At 63.4% G+C, this 25180-nt stretch carries 22 protein-coding genes; 14 read left to right on the top strand and 8 right to left on the bottom strand.

Annotated features, from left to right (window positions below; all coding sequences use genetic code 11):
- Window positions 1-139 precede the first annotated feature (139 nt).
- The 4 genes from DEJ54_RS08380 to DEJ54_RS08365 all read left to right on the top strand — a co-directional run bounded on the left by DEJ54_RS08380 (window position 140) and on the right by DEJ54_RS08365 (window position 4884).
- The gene (locus DEJ54_RS08380) at window positions 140-1255 is read left to right on the top strand and encodes a linear amide C-N hydrolase (RefSeq protein ID WP_113154162.1); all 1116 of its coding nucleotides are present in this window, start codon (window positions 140-142) and stop codon (window positions 1253-1255) included.
- Between the two features lie 127 nt (window positions 1256-1382).
- On the top strand, window positions 1383-2762 hold the full coding sequence (locus DEJ54_RS08375) for a glutamate decarboxylase (RefSeq protein WP_113154161.1): 1380 nt from the start codon (window positions 1383-1385) through the stop codon (window positions 2760-2762).
- 37 nt (window positions 2763-2799) lie between these two features.
- Window positions 2800-3678 carry a hypothetical protein gene (locus DEJ54_RS08370; RefSeq protein WP_113154160.1) on the top strand — a complete coding sequence of 293 codons (879 nt, stop codon included), beginning with the start codon at window positions 2800-2802 and terminating at the stop codon, window positions 3676-3678.
- A gap of 135 nt (window positions 3679-3813) precedes the next feature.
- Window positions 3814-4884, top strand: a complete 1071-nt coding sequence (locus DEJ54_RS08365; protein ID WP_113154159.1) for a siderophore-interacting protein — start codon at window positions 3814-3816, stop codon at window positions 4882-4884.
- A 91-nt stretch (window positions 4885-4975) separates the two neighbouring features.
- Here DEJ54_RS08365 and DEJ54_RS08360 read toward each other — a convergent pair whose 3' ends face one another.
- The 7 genes from DEJ54_RS08360 to DEJ54_RS08330 all read right to left on the bottom strand — a co-directional run bounded on the left by DEJ54_RS08360 (window position 4976) and on the right by DEJ54_RS08330 (window position 14895).
- A complete protein-coding gene (locus DEJ54_RS08360) occupies window positions 4976-5704 on the bottom strand; it encodes a histidine phosphatase family protein (protein WP_245447752.1) in 729 nt (242 codons plus the stop codon).
- Entirely contained in the window at window positions 5697-6821 is a 1125-nt protein-coding gene (locus DEJ54_RS08355) for an ABC transporter ATP-binding protein (RefSeq protein WP_113154158.1), read from the bottom strand. Before DEJ54_RS08355 ends, DEJ54_RS08360 begins: the two co-directional genes overlap by 8 nt.
- 1 nt (window position 6822) lies before the next feature.
- Complete coding sequence (locus DEJ54_RS08350) at window positions 6823-8550, bottom strand: iron ABC transporter permease (RefSeq protein WP_113154157.1); 1728 nt, start codon at window positions 8548-8550, stop codon at window positions 6823-6825.
- Between the two features lie 136 nt (window positions 8551-8686).
- Window positions 8687-10042: an extracellular solute-binding protein gene (locus tag DEJ54_RS08345; protein WP_204360865.1), complete on the bottom strand. Its 1356-nt coding sequence runs from the start codon at window positions 10040-10042 to the stop codon at window positions 8687-8689.
- A 172-nt stretch (window positions 10043-10214) separates the two neighbouring features.
- A complete protein-coding gene (locus tag DEJ54_RS08340) occupies window positions 10215-11576 on the bottom strand; it encodes a sigma-54 dependent transcriptional regulator (RefSeq protein ID WP_113154156.1) in 1362 nt (453 codons plus the stop codon).
- A complete protein-coding gene (locus tag DEJ54_RS08335; RefSeq protein WP_113154155.1) occupies window positions 11573-13576 on the bottom strand; it encodes an ATP-binding protein in 2004 nt (667 codons plus the stop codon). The genes DEJ54_RS08340 and DEJ54_RS08335 overlap by 4 nt, the downstream gene beginning before the upstream one ends.
- A complete protein-coding gene (locus tag DEJ54_RS08330; protein ID WP_245447750.1) occupies window positions 13573-14895 on the bottom strand; it encodes an ABC transporter substrate-binding protein in 1323 nt (440 codons plus the stop codon). The genes DEJ54_RS08335 and DEJ54_RS08330 overlap by 4 nt, the downstream gene beginning before the upstream one ends.
- A gap of 261 nt (window positions 14896-15156) precedes the next feature.
- On the opposite strand from DEJ54_RS08330, the gene DEJ54_RS08325 reads away from it, so the two are divergent.
- Window positions 15157-15582 carry a thioesterase family protein gene (locus DEJ54_RS08325; RefSeq protein WP_113154153.1) on the top strand — a complete coding sequence of 142 codons (426 nt, stop codon included), beginning with the start codon at window positions 15157-15159 and terminating at the stop codon, window positions 15580-15582.
- A 4-nt stretch (window positions 15583-15586) separates the two neighbouring features.
- On the opposite strand, the gene DEJ54_RS08320 is transcribed toward DEJ54_RS08325, so the two are convergent.
- Window positions 15587-16546, bottom strand: coding sequence for a LysR family transcriptional regulator (locus tag DEJ54_RS08320; RefSeq protein ID WP_113154152.1), 960 nt, complete (start codon window positions 16544-16546; stop codon window positions 15587-15589).
- Window positions 16547-16675: 129 nt separating this feature from the next.
- Between DEJ54_RS08320 and DEJ54_RS08315 the strand changes: the two genes are divergently transcribed.
- The 9 genes from DEJ54_RS08315 to DEJ54_RS08275 all read left to right on the top strand — a co-directional run bounded on the left by DEJ54_RS08315 (window position 16676) and on the right by DEJ54_RS08275 (window position 25176).
- Window positions 16676-17458 (top strand): ABC transporter substrate-binding protein, encoded by a 783-nt coding sequence (locus tag DEJ54_RS08315; RefSeq protein WP_113154151.1) that lies wholly within the window; start codon window positions 16676-16678, stop codon window positions 17456-17458.
- A 71-nt stretch (window positions 17459-17529) separates the two neighbouring features.
- On the top strand, window positions 17530-18177 hold the full coding sequence (locus DEJ54_RS08310) for an amino acid ABC transporter permease (protein WP_113154150.1): 648 nt from the start codon (window positions 17530-17532) through the stop codon (window positions 18175-18177).
- An 11-nt stretch (window positions 18178-18188) separates the two neighbouring features.
- Complete coding sequence (locus DEJ54_RS08305; protein WP_065815904.1) at window positions 18189-18848, top strand: amino acid ABC transporter permease; 660 nt, start codon at window positions 18189-18191, stop codon at window positions 18846-18848.
- The gene (locus DEJ54_RS08300) at window positions 18845-19609 is read left to right on the top strand and encodes an amino acid ABC transporter ATP-binding protein (protein ID WP_007008957.1); all 765 of its coding nucleotides are present in this window, start codon (window positions 18845-18847) and stop codon (window positions 19607-19609) included. Before DEJ54_RS08305 ends, DEJ54_RS08300 begins: the two co-directional genes overlap by 4 nt.
- 4 nt (window positions 19610-19613) lie before the next feature.
- Window positions 19614-21251 carry a N,N-dimethylformamidase beta subunit family domain-containing protein gene (locus tag DEJ54_RS08295; protein WP_113156168.1) on the top strand — a complete coding sequence of 546 codons (1638 nt, stop codon included), beginning with the start codon at window positions 19614-19616 and terminating at the stop codon, window positions 21249-21251.
- 12 nt (window positions 21252-21263) lie between these two features.
- Window positions 21264-22628, top strand: coding sequence for an aspartate aminotransferase family protein (locus tag DEJ54_RS08290; RefSeq protein ID WP_113154149.1), 1365 nt, complete (start codon window positions 21264-21266; stop codon window positions 22626-22628).
- 8 nt (window positions 22629-22636) lie between these two features.
- Window positions 22637-23605 (top strand): 3-keto-5-aminohexanoate cleavage protein, encoded by a 969-nt coding sequence (locus tag DEJ54_RS08285; RefSeq protein ID WP_162742241.1) that lies wholly within the window; start codon window positions 22637-22639, stop codon window positions 23603-23605.
- Window positions 23606-23635: 30 nt separating this feature from the next.
- Window positions 23636-24154: a GNAT family N-acetyltransferase gene (locus tag DEJ54_RS08280; protein WP_113154148.1), complete on the top strand. Its 519-nt coding sequence runs from the start codon at window positions 23636-23638 to the stop codon at window positions 24152-24154.
- A gap of 2 nt (window positions 24155-24156) precedes the next feature.
- Window positions 24157-25176, top strand: a complete 1020-nt coding sequence (locus DEJ54_RS08275; protein ID WP_113156166.1) for a histone deacetylase family protein — start codon at window positions 24157-24159, stop codon at window positions 25174-25176.
- Window positions 25177-25180: the final 4 nt, after the last annotated feature.

Below are 25180 nucleotides of genomic sequence, written 5' to 3'. Positions count from 1 at the left end.
TGGTTAACAAAGAGTTCAAAGCTCAGATTGGAGAAGATTACAAATTTGTAATCGCAAACACCGAACTCGTGTCACGTTAATGGACAAGTATTGTTCGCCAGCTTAGTGTTTCCCTGAATCGCATTGAGGAATATCGTATATGTGCACATCTCTTATTTACCGCGACGTCTCCGACAACGTTTATTTCGGGCGGACACTGGAGCTTACGACCGACCTGCCATACCAGGTCGTCTATTTCCCGGCCGGTGTTCCGTTTTCCTCAGAAAGTGAAGGTCACCCGGCCCTCAAGTTTACAGGTAAATACGGATTTGTCGCCGTAACCATGCCCGGCCGCCTGCCGACGGCAGAGGCCCCGCTGGGCTTTCAGGATCTCAAGCCGCTGGAAGGCATGAACGAAAACGGGTTGACCTTCAGCCTCCTCTCCTACCCCGCTGCCGGTGGCGCCCAGAAGGCCGTCGCTGCAACGCAGGCCGTGCTTTCGGCCACGGATCTGGGTTCGTGGGCGCTCAGCCAGTTCGCCACTGTGGCCGAGGTCAAGCAGGCCCTCGGCGAGCAGCCGGTGCTTCTGGAAGCGCTGGCGCTTCTGGGGGGCGTTGAATCGCCGTTCCACTACGTCGTTCACGACGCATCGGGCGCCTGCCTGGTGATCGAGTTCAACAAGGGTGAGATGAAGCTCTATGACAACCCCGTCGGCGTGATGACCAACGGGCCGGAGTTCAGCTGGCACCTGACCAATCTCGACAATTACACGTTCCTCAGCAATGTGGACAAGACGAGCGCGACCTTCGGAAGCTACAAGGCCGTGCAGCCGGATTCAGGGATCGCCACGGCCGGCCTTCCCGCCTCCAACACGTCGGTGGGACGTTTCGTCCGGGCCGCCTACTACGCCCAGTACACCGAGAAGGCGAAGACCGCCGATCAGGCCGTGCAGACGCTGGCGCATGTCATGAACAATTTCGACCGCCCGCGCGGCGTGACCATTGACTATCCGAGCGAGGATGGCGGCCATCTGGAGGTCGCAGGCCTCTCAAATTCGAGCAGCGAAGCCTATGCGACGGAGTTCACCTGCTGGACGAACCTGTCGGATCTGGCCCGCCGCCGCTTCTATCTGCGCACCTATCGCAGCCTGAACTACACCTGCTTCGACCTCAATGAACTGGCTGGTTCGAAAGAGGTCTTCGTGCTGCAGATGGACAAGTTCGACGGTCTCTCCGCAGACGCGACCGACCTTCTCAAGCAGGCCAAGGCCGCCTGATCACGAAACGACGTCATGCGGCCGGCAAAACGCTTGCCGCCGCATGACGCTCCTCCCTGCCCCAACCGAATTCGATAACCGACGGGCTGGTGCAACACCCCCGTCCGCCACGCGATGGAGAGCCCCCATGAGCAAACATCGAAACGACAATCTGGACGAAGTCTACGGCGCCGGCGATCTGGCGCAGGCGCTGCCCAAGTCGCAGTTCCCCGGCACCGAGCGCGATGCGCGCCATGTCTATTCCGCCCTGCGCGACGAGCTGATGCTCGATGGCAATGCGCGCCAGAACCTGGCCACCTTCTGCCAGACCTGGGAAGAGCCGGAAATCCATCAGCTGATGGATGACTGCATCGACAAGAACATGATCGACAAGGACGAGTATCCGCAGACTGCGGAGATCGAAATGCGCTGTGTGCGCATGCTTGCCGATCTCTGGCACGCACCGGAAGGCCCCGCCACCGGCTGCTCCACCACCGGTTCGAGCGAGGCTGCCATGCTTGGCGGTCTGGCCATGAAGCGCCGCTGGGAAGCCAAACGCAAGGCCGAAGGCAAGCCCACCGACAAGCCCAACATCATCACCGGCCCGGTGCAGATCTGCTGGCACAAGTTCACCCGCTACTGGGACATCGAGCACCGCGAGATTCCCATGGAGAACGGCCGCCTGCTGATGACGCCCGAAGAGGTGCTGAAGCTGTGCGACGAGAACACGATCGGCGTCGTGCCGACGCTCGGCGTGACGTTTACCGGCGAGTACGAGCCGGTCAAGGCTGTCAGCGACGCGCTCGACAAGCTGCAGGCCGAAACCGGCCTCGACATTCCGATCCATGTCGATGGCGCAAGCGGCGGCTTCCTCGCTCCGTTCTGCGCACCGGAGCTGGAATGGGACTTCCGCCTGCCGCGCGTTCGCTCCATCAATGCGTCGGGCCACAAATTCGGCCTCTCGCCGCTGGGTGTGGGCTGGGTCATGTGGCGCGAAGAAGCCGACCTGCCCGAAGAGATGATCTTTTGGGTCAATTATCTCGGCGGCAACATGCGCGACATCGCCCTGAACTTCTCGCGCCCGGGCGGCCAGATCGTCTGCCAGTACTACAACTTCCTGCGTCTTGGCCGTGAAGGCTACGCCAAGGTTCACAACGCCTGCTACAAGAGTGCCAAGTATCTGGCTGACGAGATCGCCAAGCTGGGCCCGTTCGAGATCGTGTTCGACGGCGACAGGGCGCGTGGCATTCCGGCCGTGTCCTGGAAGATCAAGGACGGCACGGAGCCGGGCTTCACCCTGTTCGATCTGGCGGACCGCCTGCGCGTGCGCGGCTGGCAGGTGCCGGCCTACACGCTGCCGGCCAATTGCCAGGACCATGCGGTGCAGCGCATTCTCGTGCGCAACGGCGTGAGCCTCGACCTCTGCTCGCTCCTGATCGAGGACATGAAGGCCGCGCTCGAGCATCTCGAAGCGCACCCGAAGAAGACGCCGCTCGGCAGCGAAGACTTCTCCGGTTTCCACCATTGAGCGCGGCCGCACGGCTGCCCTCCAACCGGGACACGCGATGAGCACGCTGTCTGATACCGAGAACAAGGGGGCCACGCACGCTCGTGGCCCCTGGCCTTTCATCACATTGCGCAGTTTCGTGCTGCACGGCCAGCACATCGTTCTGAAATCGCGTGAGCGGCGCAAGGGGCTGATCCGCTTCCTGCAGCACGATGATGCGCCTGCCTGGCGGCAACCCGCCTACAATTGGTGGATGGGTCTCATCTTCGCCTGTGGCGCTTCGCTTTTCATGCTCGGCGCGGCGCTCTCCCTCGTGCATACCTCGCTGGCGAACTGGCAGATCGGCCTCGTCTTCTTTCTGGGGTCCATCCCCTTCACCACCGCTGCCTTCATGCAGAACCTGCAGGCCGCAAATGCGCCCGACGACGCACCTCCCAAGGCGCGGGCTGCTCCGCAGCCTTTCCGGGTGATCGGCTGGCGGCCGGGCAATCTGGGCTGGCTGAGCACGATCACGCAGTTCGTCGGCACCATTGCCTTCAACTTCAACACGCTCGACGCCATCCATCCGCTGCCGGGCTGGTATGCGCAGGACCTGACCATCTGGCTGCCCGGCATTGTCGGCTCCATCCTGTTCATGATCTCCGGCTATCTGGCCTTCATGGAAATCAGCCATGGCTACTGGTCATACAGCTCGCGCGACATCGACTGGTGGATCGCCTTTTCCAACCTGTTGGGCTGCATCTTCTTTCTGACCGCCGGCGTTTTGGCCTTTGTGCCCAGAGGGCCTGAACCGGGCTGGATCGCGGATGTTGCCAACATCCATCTGTTCCTTGGAGCCACGGGCTTTCTGGTGGGCGCAGTTCTGATGATGCGTGAAAGCAGGCAGGTCGAAACAATCGACAACGCCCGCAAAACCGCTTCACAGGCGACAACATAGTTTTCCGGATGGGCGCAGAACGCCCGTCCATGGATGCCCCGCCTCAGGCAAAAGCCCTGCGGCGACGATTGCAACAATCATAAATTAGACTATAAGACTCAAGTTTAATTTCAACGGTTGCAGCAGGGTGCATTCATGACGATGCCAGGTTCTTTTCGCGCGCAGTTGCGTCTCCCGCAGATGGCCGGTTCGCGATTAACGGATGCGCTGATCAAGGGTATGGGCGCAGAGCCTCTCGAAGAGACGACGCAGGGCATGCGGCTCGCGCACACATTCGGCCGCATCGCCGTCGAGACGCAGGCATCGGGCCTTGATATCAGCCTCGATGCGGATGACCGTACGTCGCTTGCCTATCTGCAGCTCAGCATCAGCCACCGCCTGCAATCGCTCGAAAAGGGCATTGAGCTTCCATGGGACAGCGACAACAGGCCCGGCATGCTGCTCCCCTATTTCCGCAAGATGCAGGTGGTCTCCACGCAACACATCACGCCCTCCATGCGGCGTGTCCGGCTTGCCGGTGAGGATCTGGAACGGTTCTCCCGCAACGGGCTTCACATGCGGCTTCTGTTTCCGCCCGCCGGCAGCGCCTCCCCTTCTTGGCCGCAGATCGGCAGGAATGGCGACGCCGTCTGGCCCGACGATGAAAACCGCCCGGTCGCACGCGTTTACACGATCCGCACGATTGACGTGGCCGCCGGGCTGATCGACGTGGACATGGTTCTCCATGAGGGCGACGCCTATCCCGGCGCAGGCTGGGCGGCGCGTGCAAAGCCGGGCGATATCGTCGGCATGACAGGACCGGGCGGCGGCGAAGCCCCGCACACCGCCACGCTGGTGCTTCTGGGCGATGAAACCGCCCTGCCCGCCATCGGCCGCATTCTGGAGGGACTGCCGAAGGAGACGAACGCCATCGTGCGCATCGAGATCGCCAGTGAGGAGGAGAAGCAGCTGCTTTCCACCCGCGCGACACTCGATCTGGAATGGCTCGTGCGCGGCTATGCAGAGGCTGGAACGACGACGCTTCTGGTTGAGGCGGCAAAAGCTCTGGATATCAAGGGAGACGACCCCGATCTCTTCGTCTGGGCTGGATGCGAGTTCTCCGCCTTCAAATCCATCCGCAGTCATTTGCGCAAGGAGCTGCGCCTGCCCAACCGGCAGCATCTGGTCGTGTCCTACTGGAGGCGCGGCGTGGCCGGCGTTCACTAGAGAAGTCTCAGGAAAGTGGGAACCGGTTTTCCGTCCCCGGACACGCGATTGCGCGCCGGGCCGGACTTCAGATCCGGCCCGGCTTCAAGGCTCAGATTTCCACCGTGCGGCCGGAGCCGCCAACGCCGAAAGCCTGTAGCAGCGCCGTCGGCGGTGCGACTTCCCGCTCACTGCCCGACTGAAGCAGGAAAGCTGTGGTCTGCGGCTCGCGATAGGCTTCCGTCGCCGCGCGCGATGCGCCCGTGCACAGGGCGCGGATGGCGCGAAAGCAGCCGCTATGGGTGACGACCACATGCGCCTGATGACGGTCGAGCCCATCGAGCCAGCCTTCAATCCGCGCGAAAAGCTCATCCTTGCTTTCGCCCCCGGGCACCCGGTAGCCCCATGGATCGGCTGCATGCTGTCTGAATTCCTCGGGCCGGTCGGTCTCCACGTCACTGAGCGTGTTTCCTTCCCAGGCGCCATAGGCGCGCTCGGCGATGTCGGGCGCTTCGATGAAACGGTCAAAGCCGATCTGCCAGCAATCCGCCAGAATGGACGCCGTCTGCCGGGCGCGGCCCAATGGGCTGACCCAGAAGCACACATCCCCGGGCAGGGTTCGCATATGCGCATCGACCGTTGCGGCGACGGCAAGACACTGCCGCATGCCATTGAGCGTCAGGGGCGCGTCCCTGCGCCCCTGCAACCGCCCCTGCCGGTTCCACTGGGTCTCCCCGTGACGGATGAGCAGGATGGGCGGATAAAGACCGGGCTCCCGGCCCGACGCCTCACATGCGTCACCGGCATGACCCGCTTCACGGGCAAGCATCTCGTCAGTCATGGATCAGAACGCCCTCCTGATGGCGCACGTCGAGGCTGACCGCCTCACCGGCCTGCCGCCGCCCGCTGCCACGGTTATGGACTTCGTCCACGAGGAGCGTCTGGCCGGAGACCTCGACCGCGTAGCGGATCATGCCGCCAAGGAACTCGGCGGATTGAACCGTGCCGGTGAGGCTCCCGTCCCCATTCTGCGCAAACGAAATGCTCTGCGGCCGCAGAACGAGCTTGCCGGCGCCGGCCCTTGCATCCGCCGCACAGGGGATGGCGATGCCGGACGGAAGCACGAATGCGTTTCCGTCCGTCCGCTGTTCCACCACGCCTTCCAGCACATTGGCCGTGCCGAGGAATTTTGCCACGAAGGCATTGGCCGGCGTGTCGTAAACCTCGTCGGGCCGCCCCACCTGCTGCACGACGCCATCGGCCATGACCGCGATGCGATCGCAGATCGTGTTGGCCTCCTCCTGATCGTGCGTGACAAAGATGGTCGTGATGCCGAGCCGCCTTTGCAGTTTCAGGAGATCCTGCCGCATCTGTACGCGCAAATTCGCATCCAGATTGGAAAGCGGCTCATCGAGCAACAGAACACGCGGCTCCACGACGATGGTGCGGGCAAGCGCAACACGCTGCTGCTGGCCGCCGGAAAGCTGCGAGGGATAACGCTCGGCATACTGGCTCATGCCGACCATCTCCAGCGCCGCACTGACGCGCTTTGCAGTCTCCGCCTTCGGCACACGGCGTTCATCAAGACCGAAGGCGACATTGCGCGCGACCGTCATGTGGGGCCAGAGCGCGTAGCTCTGGAACACCATGCCGACATTGCGCTTCCACGGCGCGGTGCCGACAACATCCTGCCCGCCAAGCAGGATCTGCCCTCTGGGCGTCGGTCCGAAACCGGCAATCGCGCGCAGCAATGTGGACTTGCCGGAGCCCGAGGGACCGAGGAAGGCGAAGAACTCGCCGGGCTCGATCTTCAGGTCGATGCCTTTCAGCACCTCCGTCCTGCCAAAGGAAAGCGAGACGTTGCGAATGTCGATCTCGACCGGCTCCACCCGGCCTGCGCCTTTGTCTGCGGTTTCAGCGGGGCCGTCGCCCGTCATGGATTTCATGGGCATGTTCATCTCAATGTCCTCCCCCTGGGGCGCTGGCGGCAGCCTGGTTGCGGCGGGCGTTCTCGACCAGGCGATGCGACAGGTAGGTCGCAAGCCCGACGATCACGACCGCCATGATGCCCAGCGCTGCGCCGGGGCCGCGGCCTGCCGCCGATTGCATGAAAAGATAAAGTCCGTAGGCCAGCGGCGCGTCTTTCTCGCTGGAAACCAGCATGATCGTCGCCGAAAGCTCCACGGCTGCGGTTGCGAAACTGGTCACGAAACCGGCCACCAGACCGCTCACCATGAGCGGCACGACGACACGCCGGACCGTGCGCAGTTTCGATGCGCCGAGGTTCTCGGCCGCTTCTTCGAGTGCCGGTGAAATCTGCTGCAACGCGGCGGTGCATGAGCGCAGCGCATAGGGCAGACGCCGGACCGCGAGCGCGATCACGATGATGCCCCACCAGGTTGCCAGAGGCTGGCCGGTGAGCGGCATCTCCACACCGTAATAGACACGCAGATAGCCAATACCCAGCACCACGCCGGGAACGGCGAGTGCGGAGACCGCCATATAGTCCAGCCATTTGCGCCCGATGATGTTTGTGCGCAGAACCAGATAGGCGATGGCCGTGCCGATGATGATGTCGATCAGGCCCGCGAGCCCGGCATAGAGAAGCGTGTTCTGGATGAAGCCCCAGGCCGAGGTGAGCGCTGTCTCATAGTGCGCGAGCGTAAACCCGTCGGGCAGGACGCCAAACGACCAGACCGTGCCGAAGGACAGAAGCAGGAGCCCCAGATGCGGCGCGAGAACCAGCGCCAGGATCAACAGAACGACGATGTAGCAGAGCACCGCCTCGCGCCGTGTGAGATCGCGCCTGGAAAGTCCGCCACCGCCCTTCTGCGTGGTCGAATAATCCTTGCCGCGCATGCCGAGGAACGACACCCACATGGCGAAGATCGAGAACACGATCAGGATGCACGAGATCACGTAGCCCATCGGATCGGAGATGCCGACCGAGGAGATGCGCAGATAGGCCTGCGGGGCGAGCATGGTGTTGACGTTGAGCAGAAGCGGCGTGCCCAGATCGTCGAACACCTTGACGAAGACCAGCGATGCGCCGGCGATATAGCCGGGCATGGCCAGCGGAAACACGATGCGCCGGAACATGCGCACGCCGCTGGAGCCAAGCATCTGGGCCGCTTCTTCCATGGAGCGGTCGATGTTGCGCAGGCTGGCCGAAAGATTGATCAGGATGAATGGGAAATAGTGCAGGCTCTGCACGAAAATGACGCCGTTCAGCCCCTTCATGAAGGGGATCGTGATGCCGAAATATTCACGCAAAAGCAGGTTCACGCTGCCATTCGCGCCAAACAGAAGCTGCATCGCCACCGCGCCGATGAAGGGCGGCATGATGAGCGGCACGAAGGCCAGTGTCTGGATGATGACCGAGCCGGAGAAGTTGAACCGCGTGGTGAAATAGGCCAGCGGCAGAGCGATGGCGGATGCGATGACCACCGACATGCCCGCCACATAGACGGAATTGTAGAAAGACTGGCGAAACAGCGTGCTGGCGAAAAAGTCCTGGAAATTCACCAGTGTGAACGCGCCGCTGGAGGGATCCTGAAAGGCGACCTGGATGACTTTCAGAACCGGGACAACCAGAAATGCGCCGAGAAACAGGACGACGATGCCAGCCGCCAGATAGGGTCCGACAGACACGTTGAGCGCCGGCCGCCGAAGGGCTGCAGTGGGCATGGAAATGCTCCGTGGGAACAGGAAATCTTGAATGGCCAAACCGGCCCTGGAGCATCGGACCGGGAACCGGTCGCGGCCCGATGCTCAATCAATGGATCAGATCGTTCCTTGAGCGTCCGAATGGACGCCGGACGACCTAAAGCAGAGACTTGGCCTTCTCGGCCAGTTCAGTGGCCTTGCGGTAGTTCTCGACCACCATGGCGTCCCACTGCTGCTCGATCTCGGCCTGGCGGCCTTCGACCTTGGTGTCGGCCTCTTTGCGCTTCACCGTGAAGATCGCATTGAAGTCCGGATCGGCGGCTTCTTCAGCGGAGACCGGAAGCGCGTTGATGAGGGCCTTTGCTTCCTCGATCAGCTTGGCGGCCTCGGCATTGCCGGAGCCGGCTTCGGCGAGCGCGGCGTCCGCCGCCTGCACGGCAGCCGTGGCGTTGCGCAGATCGTCAAGCCGGTAGGTGATCATCACGTCGAAGAGCGAGTTGATCACATTGTAGCGCTGCTCCGACACGTCGCTGTCGAAGTTCACCTTGGTTTCGATCGAACCGTCGAACGGGTTGGGCAGACCTTCCGGCGCGCCCGCATAGGCGTTCTTGTTCACCGGCAGACGCATGATCTTCGGATCGAAGAGCAGTGCCTGGCCCTTTTCCGACAGAAGGAAGTCGATGAACTTCTGCGCAGGCCCCTCATTGGGCGCATTGGCGACAACGCCGATATTGGCCGGCACCAGCGCCGTCACGCTCGGATAATGGAACTCGACCGGGAAGCCGGAGGCCTTGGACGAGAACCCGAAGAAGTCGATCACGATGCCGACGCCGAACGAACCGCTGTTGACGCCGTCCGGCACGCCGAAGCTGCGCTCGGTGATCGTCTTCGCATTGCCGGAAATCGCCTTCAGCGTCTTCCAGCCTTCCTCCCAGCCTTCACCCTGGAGAATGGTCTCGATGGTCAGGTGCGTGGTGCCGGAACGCGATGGCGAGGAAATGCCGACATGGCCGTGATAGACCGGCTTTTCGAGGTCGTCCCATTCCTTCGGCGCGGGCAGTTCGTAGGCGTCCATGTAGCGGGTGTTCCACATAAAGCCGTAGCCCGAGAGGGCGAAGCCCAGATACTGGCCGTCCGGATCGTTGATCGGATAGCCGTTGAGATCGGCCGGGATGCCATCGACCTCTTTGGAGTAGCTGCCGAGAAGCTCTTCGCCCTTCAGCACTTCGAACGCATCCGGCGCAGAAGCCCAGAAAATGTCGGACTGGTTGTTCTGCGCCGTCTCGATCAGATATTTCACGCCCGAAGACGTGCTCTTGTTCACCACCTCAACGGCAATCGAGGGGTTCTCCTTCATGAAGGCGGTCTTGAAAACATCCGTCAGATCGGAGGGAAAGGACGTTACGATGACGAGCTTGTCGTCGGCCGCATAAAGCGGCGACGCCGCCAGCAAGGCCGCTGCCGCGACCCCCAGTCCCAGCGTGCGATACGGCTTGCGTTTGATGTCAGGCATAAAATTCCTCCCAGAAATATACCGCGATCTTTTTCATCGCGAACAATCAGGAGCAACCGGCGTGCCAGTTTGCGCGCTGGCCGGAATTTTTCGGCAATCCATTGATGTTCATGGGAAATTCAGGACGCGCGACTGACCTTCGAACGGGTCGCTTTTGACCCATCCGCCTTAATCACGTGTCACTTTCGACACGTTCATCCTCCACGAAATCCTCCCGCACGAGGCCGTGGCGCTGCATTCTGAGATAGAGCTTCTTGCGCGGAATCCGCAGATGATCGGCGGCCATCTGCACCCGTCCGCCAGTCCGGCGCAGGGCTGCGGCAAGAACGCGTTTTTCGAATGCGTCAAGCTGGTCGGCAAGGCCGGGTTCCGCTCCGCCCATGGCGCTGCCCTGCGTCTCGCCATCAATACCCAGCGCATGACGCTCTGCGACATTGATCAGCTCGCGGACATTGCCCTTCCATGGCCGCCGGCTCAGCTCTTCCAGCAGGTTCTGGTCCGGCTCGACAAAGCCGCGCTGAATGCGCCGGCCCGCCTGCTGTACATAGTGCATGAAAAGAAGCGGCACATCTTCCGGGCGCTCCCTGAGCGGCGGAATGGAAAGCATCGCGACGGCGATGCGATAGTAGAGATCGGCGCGGAACGTGCCTTCCTCGGATGCCTCTTCGAGATCCTTCTTCGCGGCAGCGACCACCCGCACATCGATGCCGATCTCGTCCTTGCCGCCAAGCCGCGTGATGGTCTGCGACTGGAGCGCGCGCAGAAGCTGGGTCTGATGGGCAAGCGGCATGCTCTCAATCTCATCGAGAAACAGCGTTCCTCCGCTCGCCTGTTCCAGCCTGCCGATGCGCCGGCGATCCGCCCCCGTAAAGGCACCCGGCTCGTGGCCGAACAGTTCGCTGGCGATCAGCGTGTCCGGCAACGCGCCGCAATTGAGCGCGACAAAGGGGCCGTCGCTGCGCTGGCCGAGCGAATGCAGCGCATTGGCCACCACTTCCTTGCCCGACCCGGTCTCGCCATAGATGACGGTGTTGACGTCGGCCAGCGCAACGGCGGCGATGCGCTTGCGCAAGCGCTGAATGGCCTCGCTGTTGCCAATGAGCTGCTTTTCCAGCGCGTAGGGCGCGCCCGCGCCGCTGAGCAGCTGGCGGTTCTGAAGGATGAGTTGGCGCATTCTGGCGCCGCGTTCCACCGCCGCCAGAAGCACCTCCGGCTCCGCCGGCTTCTCGATGAAATCATAGGCGCCGTTGCGCACCGCCGACACCGCCATGGGCACATCGCCATGACCGGTGATAATGATGACGGGGATATCGCGGTCGATCTCCTGAACGGCCTCCAGAAGGGCAATGCCATCCATGCCGGGCATTCTGAGATCCGAGACGACGACGCCCGGCCAGTTCCGGTCAAGCACGCGCAGCGCCTCCCGCCCATCAGCGAAGGTGAACGGTTCATAGACCTCCAGCGCCAGCGTCTCCGCCCAGGCGTCACGGATTTCCATGTCGTCATCCACCAGAATTACCGGTATCGCATTCATGTCTTGAACAGCTCCACGGTTGCGATCACGCCGCCTTCCTCCCTGCGTTTCAGTTCCAGACGGCCACCCAGATCGCGAATGACATTGTACGATATGGAGAGGCCGAGCCCGAGCCCTTCGCCCGGCGGCTTTGTCGTGAAGAACGGGTCGAACAGCTTTCCTTCAAGCCCCTCGGCAATGCCCTCGCCATTGTCCTCCACCTCGATGCGCGCCAGCATTTCGGTCTCGCTGATGCGGATGGTGAGCCGTGCCGGGTGAACCGGCTCGGTGGCGTCGAGCGCATTGGAAACGAGATTGACGAGCACCTGCTCCAGAAGTGCCGGCTCCGTCATCACGTGAACCGGGTGCGGCGGGTGCTCCATGACAAGCGCGACCCCCTGCCGCTCGATCCGCTCCTTGAACAGGGTCAGCGCGTTCGCGACCACCTCCGTCACATCGTTGCGCACCAGCACATCCTGCGGCCTGCGGGCGAAGGTCTTCAGATGATTGGAGGTTTTCGCCAGCCGCTTGATCAGCCGTTCGATGTCGCCCAGCTTCTCCCTGCCCTTGTCGATGTCGCCGCGCTCCAGATAGCGCAGCGCATTGTGCGTATAGGACCCCATCGCCGTCAGCGGCTGGTTGAACTCATGCGCAATACCCGCCGAAAGCTGCCCAAGCGCGGCAAGCTTTGCCGCCTGCACCAGTTCTGCCTGCGTTTCGCGCAGTTCGGTCTCCACCTGTCTGCGCCGCTCGATCTCCGATGTCAGGCTGACATTGGCCTGCCGCAGCTCGCGCGCCCGCTGGTCGAGCGCTTCGGATTTGTCGCGGAAAAGGCGAACCGCATCCGCAAGCTGGCCGATTTCGTCGGAACCCGACACGCCCACCTGAATGCCCTTCTCACCACTCGCAATGCGCCCCATCGCCTCCAGCACCTTCATCAGACGCTGGAACAGATGCCCGCGCACGAAGAAGTAGGAGAAGGCGAGCAGAAGGAGCAGAAGAATGGCGGTGCTGAACGCGTTGAACACCCGCCAGCCCGACAGGACATCGTTGATTTCCGCAGACGCAAGGCTCGACCGAAGGCCGCTTTCGCGCACCGCACCGGCAACCACATTGCCTAGCTCTTCAAGCAGCGAGGCGTTCATTTCCTGCAACTGCGCGCTTTCAGCCAGAAGCCCGCTTTCGTTCAACCGGCGATCCAGAAGGTTGTCGGGCTCGGTGGCGAACAGGGCGATGTCGTCCCAGATCTGGCGCAGCGTGATGGCGCTTGCATTGCTCGCGATCAGCGCCGCATTGGCGTTGCCCTCATCGACCGTTTCCGCAAGCCGCCCCTGCAACTGTTCGATCAGGCGGAAATCGGTCTCGCTCGCGCCGCGCAGGATCATCCCCACCGCCAGATTGGCGCTGGCGTGCAGACGGCCAAGCGCCTCCGTCAGACGCACCTCGCGCTCGACGAGACTGCGCCGCGCATTGTCGGCGAGGCCTTCGCCCGCCCGCGCCTCAAGCGCCGATTCCACATTGAACTTGGCGTCCACCAGAAGCGGATCGACCTCCAGCAGAAAATCGCCGTGCAGGCGGTTGAGACGCGCCGTCTCCTCCTCCCGCTGCTTGGCGAGAACGAAGCGCCGCGCCACATTGCGGTCGAGCGCCAGCACATTGGCCTCCACCTCGGCCAGAACGCCGCCCAGCCCGCTGAACGCCTCATCCTTTCCCATGCCCGTCGCCAGAAGCTGGCGAAGGTGCCCGAAATGGTCCTCGAGCCGCTCCAGCGCGGATTCCCGTTCGAACCGTGTGCGCGCACTGCCAAGCATGGGCACATCGACGCGAATGGCCTGACCGATTTCGGCCAGCCGGGCGCTGGCCGCCGCCGTCTTGAGATTGTCCGACGCCAGATTGGAAATGGTGTTGCCGACATTGCCCAGCGTGAAATTCGCCACCAGCATCGCCACGATGGCGAAGCCGGCAATCGTCGCCATGGCGACCAGAAGCTTGCTGCGCAGGGAGGTGGAATGGCCGTTCACGGCGCGCGCCCGGATGTGAGTTCGGCCAGCCGGGCGTCTCCGCGCGCGATCAGTTCGCGGGCGCGGCTGAAGCGGCCTGAAAAGTCGCGCGACCAGCTGTCCCGCAATGTGCCTTCGCCATCGGCGGAAAGATCGACCAGATCGCTTCCTTCGAGCTGCGAAATCAGCTCTGCGGCATCCGACATGAAGGAGGCGACCGGCACGGTCTCCACCCGGTCGCGCGCCTCGGCGATGAGATTGCGCAATTGCGGATCGTCAACGGCTTCCGGGGCCGCCACGAGGCGGTCGATGCCGGCCCGGATCTCGGCGAGTTCCAGATAACGATAGGTGATCATCTCGTCGAACAGCGCATTGACGATGGGAAGGCGGCGCGCGGCAAGGGCCGCATCGAAGGCCGCACCTGCGCTGTGTTCAGGCTCGAACCCCACCTGCCCCCAGAGGTCCGGATTGACGGGGATGCGCGCAATGGCGGGGCGCAAGAGCAGGTTCTGCCCCGTGTCGGAGCGCAGGAACTCAACAAAATCCACCGCCAGCGGGTTCTCCGCGCCGGTGCGGGCAATGCCGACACTGGCCGGGAAGACCGCACTGTCGCGCAGCGGCGCAAAGGCGATGGGCGGCTGCGTTTCATTGGCCGCCTTGGCCAGAAAGTCGATGCCAATGCCCAGCTCGAACCGGTTTCGGGCGATGCCCTCGCGCACGCCGAAACTGCGCGCCGTGACGGTGGCCAGATTGCTTCCGATACGCGACAGGAGCGCCCACCCTTCATCCCAGCCCTGGTTCTGCAGAACGGTCTCCACGAACAGATGCGTGGTGCCGCTGCGCGCCGGCGATGTCATGCCGATGCGGTTGCGATAGCGGTCCTGCGCCAGAAGCTCCACCTCGGCGGTTGGCCCTATCGTCTCGCCATCGGGCTTCCACATCAGGCCGATCTGCGACAGCGCGAAGCCGAAACGCGCGCCGCTTGCATCATCCACCACCAGCCCGCCGAAATGCGACGGATCGGAAGAAAGCTCCGGCCGGTGATCGAGCAGGCCGTCGGCGTCGAGCGCAGCAAAGGCAACGGGCGAGCTTGTCCAGACCACATCGGCGACCGGGCGGCGACCTTCACGCATGTGCCGCATAAGCGCGATCGTGTTCTTGTTGGTCACGCAGGCGCGGCCATAATCGCTGGAGAACCGCTCCACAAAAGGCCGGTAAAAGCTTTCGGGGTAGGAGGTGATGATCTGGAGCCGGCACCCCGTGTCGGCGGCCTGTGCAAACGCCGCCCCCGACAGCCAGACGCAGGCCGACACCACCCAGCAATGTAACAATCTGCGCAAAGGCTCTCCTCCCAGGGAGGCCAGGCCGCACGGCATCGCCGCGCCTCCTCGGCGCATCAACCTCCCCCTGTCACGATAGCGCAGCCCTCAAGGCCCCGCCACTTCGCCAGTTCCGGCGCGACATCCCAACTTCGCGCCAGCGCCATTCCTGCCTTACCCGGGCAAAGCCCGTCAACATGCGAGGTGCGCCTGGTGGACTATTGCGTCAGGCCGCGTAGATTGCACCGGTCAATCGACCACCCGCAGACCAAGAGGCGCATCATGGCACCTTCCCGGCTCACAACCCTCGTCAGCGTGGCGCATCCATGGATGTGCGACACGATGGGGCACATGAATGTGCGCCACTATGCGGCGATGTTCGATGACGCCAGCTTTCAGCTGCTCGGCCACCTGGCCGGCCCCGAGGCCATCGACAACCACGACCTTGGCTGGGCCGATGTGCGCAGCGAAACCGAATACAAGCACGAGACCGAAGCCGGCGCGCTTTTGACGATCCACTCCCATGTGACGCGTCTGGGGCGCTCGTCGGTGAGTTTCGAGCAGGTCATGACCGGCAGCATCGATGGCGTCGTGCGCGCCGTGAACCGCACCACCACGGTGCGCTTCGATCTCAAGGCACGCCGCTCCGCGGAACTCGAAACCGGCCTGCGCGCCCGCGGCGAAGCGCTGCTCGTCGCTTCGGACTGACGCCTCAGCGGTCGTAAACGCGTTCCTCGAACGGGGTTTCGGCGATCAGTGTCTGGAGCCCGGAGATCAACGCCTTCTCCGCCCGGTTCAGAGCCTTTTCCGGATTGGTCAGCATGAAGATGTCGATCTGTGGCGGCCGGTCATAGGGCGGCAGACGCCACAGCAACCCGTCATTGACGTCGCGCCGCGCCACATGCAGCGGCAGCGGGCCGATGCCGAGCCCGGCAAGGATCATGCGCCGCACCTCCTCAAGGCTTGAGGAAACGCCAACCACGCTGCTGTCCAGCTTGGCCTCGCTGCGCAACAGCGCCACCGGACGCAGCGAATCCGAAATATGGTCCGTATGGAAGGACACGGAGGTCTCGCCCTTCAGATCGGAAAGCTTCAGCCCGTGATGGCCGAACAGCCGGTGTTCAGGGCCGCAAAAGAAACCGAAGAACTCGCGATAGACCATCGTGTAATCCAGCGCCGGGTCGCGCTGGCTGACAAGGCAGATGCCGAACGAGGCGCGCCGCTCGCGCACCTGCCTGGCCACATCGATGCTCGTTAACACGTTCAGCGTGATGCTGGCGCGCGGATAGTTTTTGTGAAATTCCGCAAGCGCGCGGTCGAACAGGGGCGATTCCACATGGCTTGCGAGCGCGATGGTCACATGCCCCGTCACCTCGTCGCTGATGCCGCGCATCAGGAGCGGCAGCTGCGAGATCGCGCCGAACGCCTCAATGCTCTGCTCGTAGAGGAGCTCGCCCACCTCGGTCAGTTCGAAGCGCGTTGCGTCGCGCTCGACCAGCCGCCGTCCGATGCGGTCTTCCAGCCGCTTCAGCGCGTTGCTCACTGAGGGCTGTTTGAGGTTCAGCTGGTCGGCCGCGCCGGTGATGCTCTTCACCTCGGCGATCACCACAAAGGTGCGCAGAAGGTTCCAGTCGAGGTCCCAGACGAGCCTGTCGGTGCGCTGATTCATCATTCACCAAATCTATGACTTCTATTCCCATTATCTATTTGCGTAATGCATTGGCAAACGCAATCATGAACGCGAATGACCTGCAAAAAATCAGAACAGCATTCACCCAGAGGAACGGAGGAACCCAATCTCATGACCAAGATTCTGTCTCGCCTGATGGCCGTCTCGCTCGGCCTCGCCGCCTCGTTTGGCGCGTTTTCCGCCGGGGCCAACGAACTGGAAGCGATCAAGGAAGCCGGCGAGATGAAAATCGCCATGTCGGGCCAGTACCCGCCCTTCAACTTCGTCAACGACCAGAACCAGGTGGTTGGCTTCGATGCGTCCATCGGCATGGAAATCGCAAAGCGTCTGGGCGTCGAGGGCGAGATCGTCACCACCGCCTGGGACGGCATCATCGCCGGCCTTCTGGCCAGCAAATACGACACCATCGTCGGCTCCATGACCATCACGCCGGAGCGCGAGAAGGTCGTAGACTTTGTCGGCCCGTACTACCATGCCGGCCGCGCCGTGTTCGTGATGGAAGATTCCGAGGTTCAGGCGCTTGACGATCTGAAGGACAAGACCCTCGGCGTAACGCTCGGCGAGACCCATGAGAAGTGGGCGCGCGAAAAGGGCGGTTGGGACATCCGTACCTACAAGGGCCTGCCCGAGCTGCTGCTTGAGCTGAAGTCCGGCCGCATCGACGCCATTGTCGTCGACAACATCCCCGTGCGCGTGGCCGTGAAGGAAACCGGCGACAAGGTGCGCATGCTCGAGACCCCGGACATCGAGGGCGGCGCAGTGGCCATCGGCATCGCCATCCGCAAGAACAGCCCCGAGCTGAAAGCCGCCATGCAGGAAGCGCTCGACGCGATGATGGAAGACGGCACCTACGAGAAGATCTCGATGGAATGGGTCGGCAGCGACATCCGCTGATCCCGCAATGACCATCCGGCCGGCGCGTTCCAGCGCCGGTCGCCCCGCCTGCCCCTTTCCGGAGCTTCCGTATGGATTTCTCCCTGATGGTGCGCGTCTTCCCGTTCTTTCTGGAAGCCGCACTGGTCACCGTTCAGATTTCCGCGCTGGCGCTCGTTCTCGGCCTTGCCGCCGGTTCGCTTGCCGCCGCCGCCAAACTGTCGCGCTCGCGCATCATTCGCACGATCGGCACGGTCTATGTCAGCATCTTTCGCGGCACGCCCTGCCTGATCCAGCTCTTCATTCTCTATTTCGGCGGTCCGCAGATCGGCATCCATCTCGACGCCTTTGCCGCCGGCGTCATCGGTCTTGGCCTCAACATCGGCGCCTATATGGCTGAATCGATCCGTGGCGCGATCCTCTCCGTGGACAAGGGCCAGACGGAAGCCGCGCGCACCATCGGCTTCGGCCGGGCGCAGACCATGCGCAAGGTGGTTCTGCCGCAGGCCGCCCGTCTGATGATCCGCCCGCTCGGCGTCAACACGGTCGCGCTGGTGAAGGGCTCCGCCCTGGTCTCGACCATCTCCGTGGTGGAACTCACCTACACCGCACAGCGCTTCATCGGTTCCACCTACAAGCCGTTCGAGATCTTCGGCGTCGCCGCCCTTCTCTACATGATCATCGTTTATGCCGTTGCGCGTGTCGTCGACCTGCTCGACCGCCGCTACGCGCTGAGCTGAGGGAGCGACCCATGCAAGGTTTGGATTTCAGCGTCGTCACTCCCTATCTCGGCCTCCTGTGGATGGGTGTCTGGTGGACCATCGTTCTCACCGTCACATCGTCCATACTGAGCTTCTTCAGCGGCATTCTGTTTGCCGTCGCCGTGCTCTACGCTCCGGCCGTCATCGCCTATCCCGTGCGCTTCTTCATGTGGCTGTTCATGGGCACGCCGCTGCTCCTGCAGCTCTTCCTGATCTATTTCGGCCTCGTGCAGATCGGCATCGACATTCCCGCACTTGGCGCCGGCATCATCGGTCTTGGCCTGCACTTCGCCGTCTACAATGCGGACATTCTGCGCGCCGGCATCACCGCCGTCGATCCCGGGCAGTCCGAGGGCGCGCGCAGCATCGGCTTCGGCCGCTGGCAGACGCTGCGCTATGTCGTCATCCCGCAGGCCGTGCGCAACACCGCGCCGCCCATCGGCAACAACATGATCGCCCTCTTGAAGGAATCCTCGCTGGTCTCGGTCATCGGCATCGCCGAACTGGTCCACGCCGCCCAGCTCGCCATCAGCGAAACCTTCCGTCCGTTCGAATTCTACATCACGGCCGCCGCGCTCTACTACATCCTGAACCTCGTTCTGGAAGCTGGCCTGCGGCAGGTCGAAAAGAAAGTGGAGGTCTCTCGATGAGCACCCGCAACCCCATGGTCGAGGTCAAGGACGCCCGCAAGGCCTATGGCTCCTTCGAGGTTCTGAAAGGCATCGACCTTTCCGTCGAGCGCGGCCAGATCGTCGCCATCATCGGCCCCAGCGGCTCCGGCAAGAGCACGCTCCTGCGTTCCATCAACCACCTTGAAACGCTCAATGGCGGCGAGGTCTGGCTCGATGGCGTTCAGGTCAACCAGCCGCTCACCGGACGCGCCTTCGAGCGCCACATCAATGCGGTGCGCCAGCAGATGGGCATGGTGTTCCAGCACTTCAACCTGTTCCCGCACCTCACCGTGCACGACAACATCGCCATGGGTCCGATCATCCTCAAGGGGATGAGCAAGGCCGCAGCGCGCGAACTCACGCTGGAGCTTCTTTCCAAGGTCGGCCTCGCCGACAAGATCGACGCCTATCCTTCCCGCCTGTCGGGCGGCCAGAAGCAGCGCGTGGCCATCGCCCGCGCGCTGGCCATGCAGCCCAAGGTGATGCTCTTCGATGAAGCCACCTCCGCGCTCGATCCCGAGCTGGTCGACGAGGTGAACATGGTGATGAAGCAGCTCGCCGCCGAGCACATGACCATGCTGATCGTCACCCATGAAATGCGCTTTGCCGGCGAGGTCGCCGACCGCGTCCTGTTCATGGATGGCGGCGTCGTGGTGGAGGAAGGCCCGCCCGGCGAGATCTTCACCGCCCCCAAGCAGGAGCGCACCCGCTCCTTCCTCAAGAAGTATCTTGCCGCCTGAGACCATGCATATCATCGAAACCGAGTTTCCCGATTTCGGGCTGACGCCAGAGCAACGCCGCGAGGCGGTTCTGGGCCACTATTACGAAATTCCCGGCATGGACGGCGCACGCGGCGAAATCTGGTGCTACACCGACGCCTATGCCTATCCGCCGGGCGCGACGGTCAACCTGCATGTCAGCGCGACCGCTTCCCGATACCGGCTGGAGATCGTGCGCGACGGCGCTACCGAAACCCCTGTCCTGTCGCAGGACGGCCTTGCCGCCGCCTGGCAGGACACGCCCGACCAGTGCTCCGTCATCGGTTGCGGCTGGTCCGTCTCCCACGCGTTCCGCATCGGTGAGGACTGGCCGTCGGGCGCTTATCGCATCACGCTGACGGCAGAGGGCCGCGACGGCAACCCCGTCACCTGCCACCATGTGTTCATCGTGCGCCCGCTTGCCGGTCGCAAGCCCGGCCGCGTCCTGCAGGTCGCCGCCACCGGCACCTGGACCGCCTACAACACCTGGGGCGGCTCCAACCACTATCAGGGCATCACCGGCCCCGGACGCAACCAGTATGCGCCCATGGTCAGCACCGAGCGCCCGTTCTGCCGTGGCTTCGCAGTTCTGCCGGAGAGTGCGCCACGCGTGCCGCTGGAGATCTACACCCCGCCGGCTGCACCCCCGCGCTATCCGCACATGGAATGGGCCTATGCCAATGGCTATTCCAAGAAATACGCCTCCGCAGGCTGGGCGAGCTATGACAGCCATTTCTTCCGCTGGGCGGAACGCGCCGGCTACGCGGTCGATCTGGCGAGCCAGCACGAGCTGCACTTCACGCCGGAAATCCTCGACGGCTATGACTGCGTGGTCTTCGTCGGCCATGACGAATACTGGACATGGGAAATGCGCGACGCTGTCGACAACTATGTCGAGAATGGCGGCAGGGCTGCCCGTTTCGCCGGCAACTTCATGTGGCAGACGCGGCTTGAAGACGATGGCAAGAAGCAGGTCTGCTACAAATACCGCGCCCGCGCTGAAGACCCGGTCTACCAGTCGGAAGACAGGCGCCGCACCTCCGGCTGCTGGGAAGCTGAAGAGACCGGACGGCCAGCCGCAGGGACATTCGGCCTCAACGCCCTGCGCGGCCTTTATGTGGGCTGGGGCGGCTGCGCGCCGCGCGGCGTGCGCGGGTTCCCGGTCTACCGGCCCGAGCACTGGGCCTTCGCCGGAACCGGCATCTATTACGGCGACCTGCTGGGCGCGGATGGTCACGCCTTCGGCTATGAAGTGGACGGTCTCGACTATGTGATCCGCGGCGGTCTGCCGGAACCAACGGAAGATTCCGGCGCGCCCGAAGGGCTCGAAATCCTGGCGCTCGGCATGTCCTCCCTCAAGGAGGAGAGCGCCGACATTCCCGCCGACGACCAGTTTCTCTCCGATGCCGACGCAAAATTCGTCGCCGAAACGCTGGTCGGCAACCAGTCCGACGAGGCCGTGAACCGCATCAAGCGCGGCTCGGGCATGATCGTCAATTTCCCGCGCGGCCGTGGCGAGGTGTTCCACGCCGGAAGCTGCGAATGGGTGGCCGCGCTGAAACGCGGTGACGCGATGGTCGAGCGCGTCACATCGAATGTCCTCGACCGTTACCTCTCCCGCTGAGCGAGACACGCCATGCAGAATGAAACTTCGACACAACGCCCCCCGTCTCACCTCTTCTACCATTCGCGCCTGCGCCGGCCGCTGGTGGACCGCGCCGAGGGCATCTATCTGTGGGATCAGGAAGGCCGCCGGATGATCGACGGGTCGAGCGGCGCAATGGTCGTCAATATCGGCCACGGCAACCGCAACGTGCTCGACGCGATGAAGCGCCAGATGGACCGCGTGACCTTCGCCTATCGCCTGCATTTCGAGAACGAGCCGGCGGAAGACCTGGCCCGCATGGCGGCGGAGCGCCTGCCGGAAGGCATGGACCGCATCTTCTTCGTTTCCGGTGGTTCCGAAGCGGTGGAATCCTGCATCAAGCTTGCCCGCCAGTGGGCGCTTGCCGTGGGCCAGAGCGAACGCTGGAAAGTGATCTCGCGCTTCCCCTCCTATCATGGCGGAACGCTGGGCGCGCTTGGCGTGACCGGCTATGCGGCGCTCAGCGACCCGTTCTCGCCGATGATGCGCGAGATGCCGAAAATCCCGGCTCCCACCGCCTATCTCGACCGTGACAATCTCACGATGGAGCAGCGCGGCATCAAATATGCCGACATGCTGGAAGAGAAGATTCTGGCCGAAGGCCCGGAAAGCGTGCTCGCCTTCATCATGGAGCCCATCGGCGGCGCTTCGACCGGCGCGCTGGTTGCGCCGGACAGCTATTTCCCGCGCATCCGCGAGATCTGCGACCGCTACGGCATTCTCCTCATCCATGACGAGGTGATGAGCGGCGTGGGGCGGACGGGCAAATTCCTCGGTGGCGACCACTGGAACTGCAAGCCGGACCTGATCGCGCTCTCCAAGGGCTTTGCCTCCGGCTATTGTCCGCTTGGCGCGATGGCCGCTCCCTCCCGCCTCGTGAAGCCTGTTCTCGATGCCGGCGGTTTCCAGCACGGTTTCACCTATGCGGGCAATCCGCTCGCCTGTGCGGCCGGTGTCGCGGTGCTCAACGAGATCGACCGTCTCGGCCTGATCGACAATGCAGCCCGGATGGGCGAGGTGCTGAAGGGCGAGCTTGAACGCCTCTCCGAGCGCTTCCCCTTCATTGGCGATGTGCGCGGCAAGGGGCTTCTGCTCGCTGCCGAATTCGTCTCCGACCGGGAAACGATGAAGCCCCTGCCCAAGGAGCTCAACGCGCATCAGCGCATGGTCGACATGGCCTATGAGCGCGGGCTCATCATCTATTCCAGGCGCACGCGTGGCGGGGTCGAGGGCGATCACTTCCTCGTCTGCCCGCCCATGATCGTCACACGCGAAGAAATCGGGTCCATCACGGCCATTCTGGGCGACACGCTCGAAGCACTGGCCGCCGAACTCGATCTTCCCGTCAACCGCTGAGCTGCACCATGACCAAAGACACAAAGACCGATGGCATGAAGAAAAAGCCAAACCGCAAGGTCGTCGTGACCTGCGCGGTCACCGGCTCCGTGCACACGCCCTCCATGTCGCCCCATCTGCCGATCACGCCTGACCAGATCGCCTCCGAGGCCATCGCGGCGGCAGAGGCCGGCGCGTCGATCCTGCATCTGCATGCCCGCGATCCCGAGGATGGCCGTCCCTCCGCCGATCCGGCGCTGTTCATGCAGTTTCTCCCGCGCATCAAGCAGTCAACCGATGCGGTGGTGAACATCTCCACCGGCGGCTCCTCGCTGATGAAGCTGGAAGACCGCATCGCCGCAGCCCTGCGCGCCGAGCCCGAAATGTGCTCGCTCAACATGGGCTCGATGAATTTCGGCCTCTTTCCGGCGCTGGAAAAGAAGACCGACTGGCAGCACGAATGGGAGCCGCAGCTTCTTGAGGCGACGCGCAGCTCCATCTTCCAGAACACTTTCGCCGACATGGAGAACATCCTGACCCGGCTCGGACAGGGCTGCGGCACCCGGTTCGAGTTCGAGTGCTACGATGTCGGCCACCTCTATTCGCTGGCCTATTTCCGCGATCGCGGGCTGGTCTCCGGCCACCTCTTCATCCAGTTCGTGTTCGGCGTGCTGGGCGGCATTGGCCCGGACCCGGAAAACCTCACGCACATGAAGCGCATTGCCGACAAGCTTTTTGGCGACGATTACAGCTTCTCGGTTCTGGCCGCCGGCCGGCACCAGATGCCGATGATCACCATGTCGGCAGCCATGGGCGGCAATGTGCGTGTCGGGCTGGAAGACAGCCTGTACAATGGACGCGGCGAACTGGCGCGCTCCAATGCGGATCAGGTAAAACGCATCCGAACCGTTCTGGAGGCCCTCTCGCTGGAGATCGCCTCTCCTGCCGAGGCGCGCGACCTGCTGGGCCTCAAGGGAGGCGACCGGGTCGCATTCTAGAGCAAGTGAGAACGCCCCGGGGAATATCCCATGCCGAACCACGCCGTTGCCGACACCGGCTTTTCGATCCGCCCCGCGACGGCGGATGACGCGCAGACCATCCACCGCGCCATCATGGATCTTGCCGCCTATCTGGGCGAGCAGGACCGCGCGGTCTCGCAGGTGGAGGATTTCCGCCGCTTCGGCTTCGGGCCGGACGCCGCCTTCTCCTGCCTGATCGCAGAGGCCGACGGGGCATTTGCAGGCCTCAGCCTCTTCTTCCCCGTGTTCTCCACCTGGCTCGGCAAACCCGGCGTCTACGTGCAGGATCTCTACGTCTCGCCAGCGGCGCGCGGGCGCGGCGTGGGCGAGGCCCTGCTGGCCGCCACGGCGGCCTGGTCGCAGGCGCGCGGCGGAGCCTATCTGCGGCTTTCGGTCGATGCCGAAAACCGCAACGCAAAAGCATTCTACGCCCGGCTGGGCATTGGCTGGAACGAAAACGAGCACGCGCATGCCGCCTATGCGGCGACATTCGAGGCGCTGGCCAGCCGTCAGACAAGACAGGAGTGATGATGAAAGCCTTCTACGCCGTAGAGCAGAAACAGCACAATCCGAAAGCCTTCCTCTCAAGCGGTGCGCCGCAGCCGAACCCGGAACAGCCCGAGCGGACCGAGCGTCTTCTTCTGGGCGCGAAAGCCGCCGGCTGCGCCATCGAACGTCCCCGCGAACACGGGCGCGGTCCCATCGCAGCCATCCACACGCCGGAATATCTGGACTTTCTGGAGCACATCTACACGCGCTGGCAGCGCATTGAGGGCGCATCCGAAGAGGTGATCCCGAACATTCACCCGCTTGGCCGCAATGGCCGCTACCCGGCTTCTGCCGTGGGACAGGCCGGCTACCACATGGCCGACACCGCCTGCCCCATCTCGGCCGAGACCTGGGACAGCGCCTGCTGGAGCGCGTGGAGTGCTGTGGAAGCCGCCGAAGCCGTGATGAGCGGCGCGCCCGCCGCCTATGCGCTTTCGCGCCCGCCCGGCCACCACGCCTTTGCCGATGCCGCCGGCGGCTTCTGCTTCTTCAACAATTCGGCAATCGCCGCGCAGCATCTTCGCAAACAGGCTGCCCGCGTCGCCATTCTCGATGTCGACCTGCACCACGGCAATGGCACGCAGGGCATTTTCTATGCCCGGCCCGACGTGCTCACCGTCTCTATCCATGCCGACCCCGTGCGCTTCTACCCCTTCTTCTGGGGACACGCCGACGAGCGCGGCGAAGGACCGGGCCTTGGCTACAATCTCAACCTGCCGCTGCCGCGCAAATCGGGCGATGAAGCCTTTCTGGAAGCGCTTCAGCCCGCCTTCCGCCGCATCCGCGCCTTTGCGCCGGACGCGCTGGTCGTGGCGCTCGGCCTTGATGCATTCGAGGGCGACCCCTTCGGCGGACTGTCCGTCAGCACGCCGGGCTTCGCCCGCATGGCGGAGGCGATCTCCAGCCTCGGCCTGCCAAGCGTCATCGTGCAGGAAGGCGGCTATCTGTGTGACGCGCTGTCAGACAATCTGACTTCGTTCCTCACCGGCTACGCCTCCTGATCGC

Source organism: Nitratireductor sp. OM-1, from assembly GCF_003296175.1.
In the GTDB taxonomy this organism is placed as follows: Bacteria; Pseudomonadota; Alphaproteobacteria; order Rhizobiales; family Rhizobiaceae; genus Nitratireductor; species Nitratireductor aquimarinus.
The sequence above is the reverse complement of the archived record's forward strand: the minus strand, read 5'-3'. Positions and strand labels throughout refer to the sequence as shown.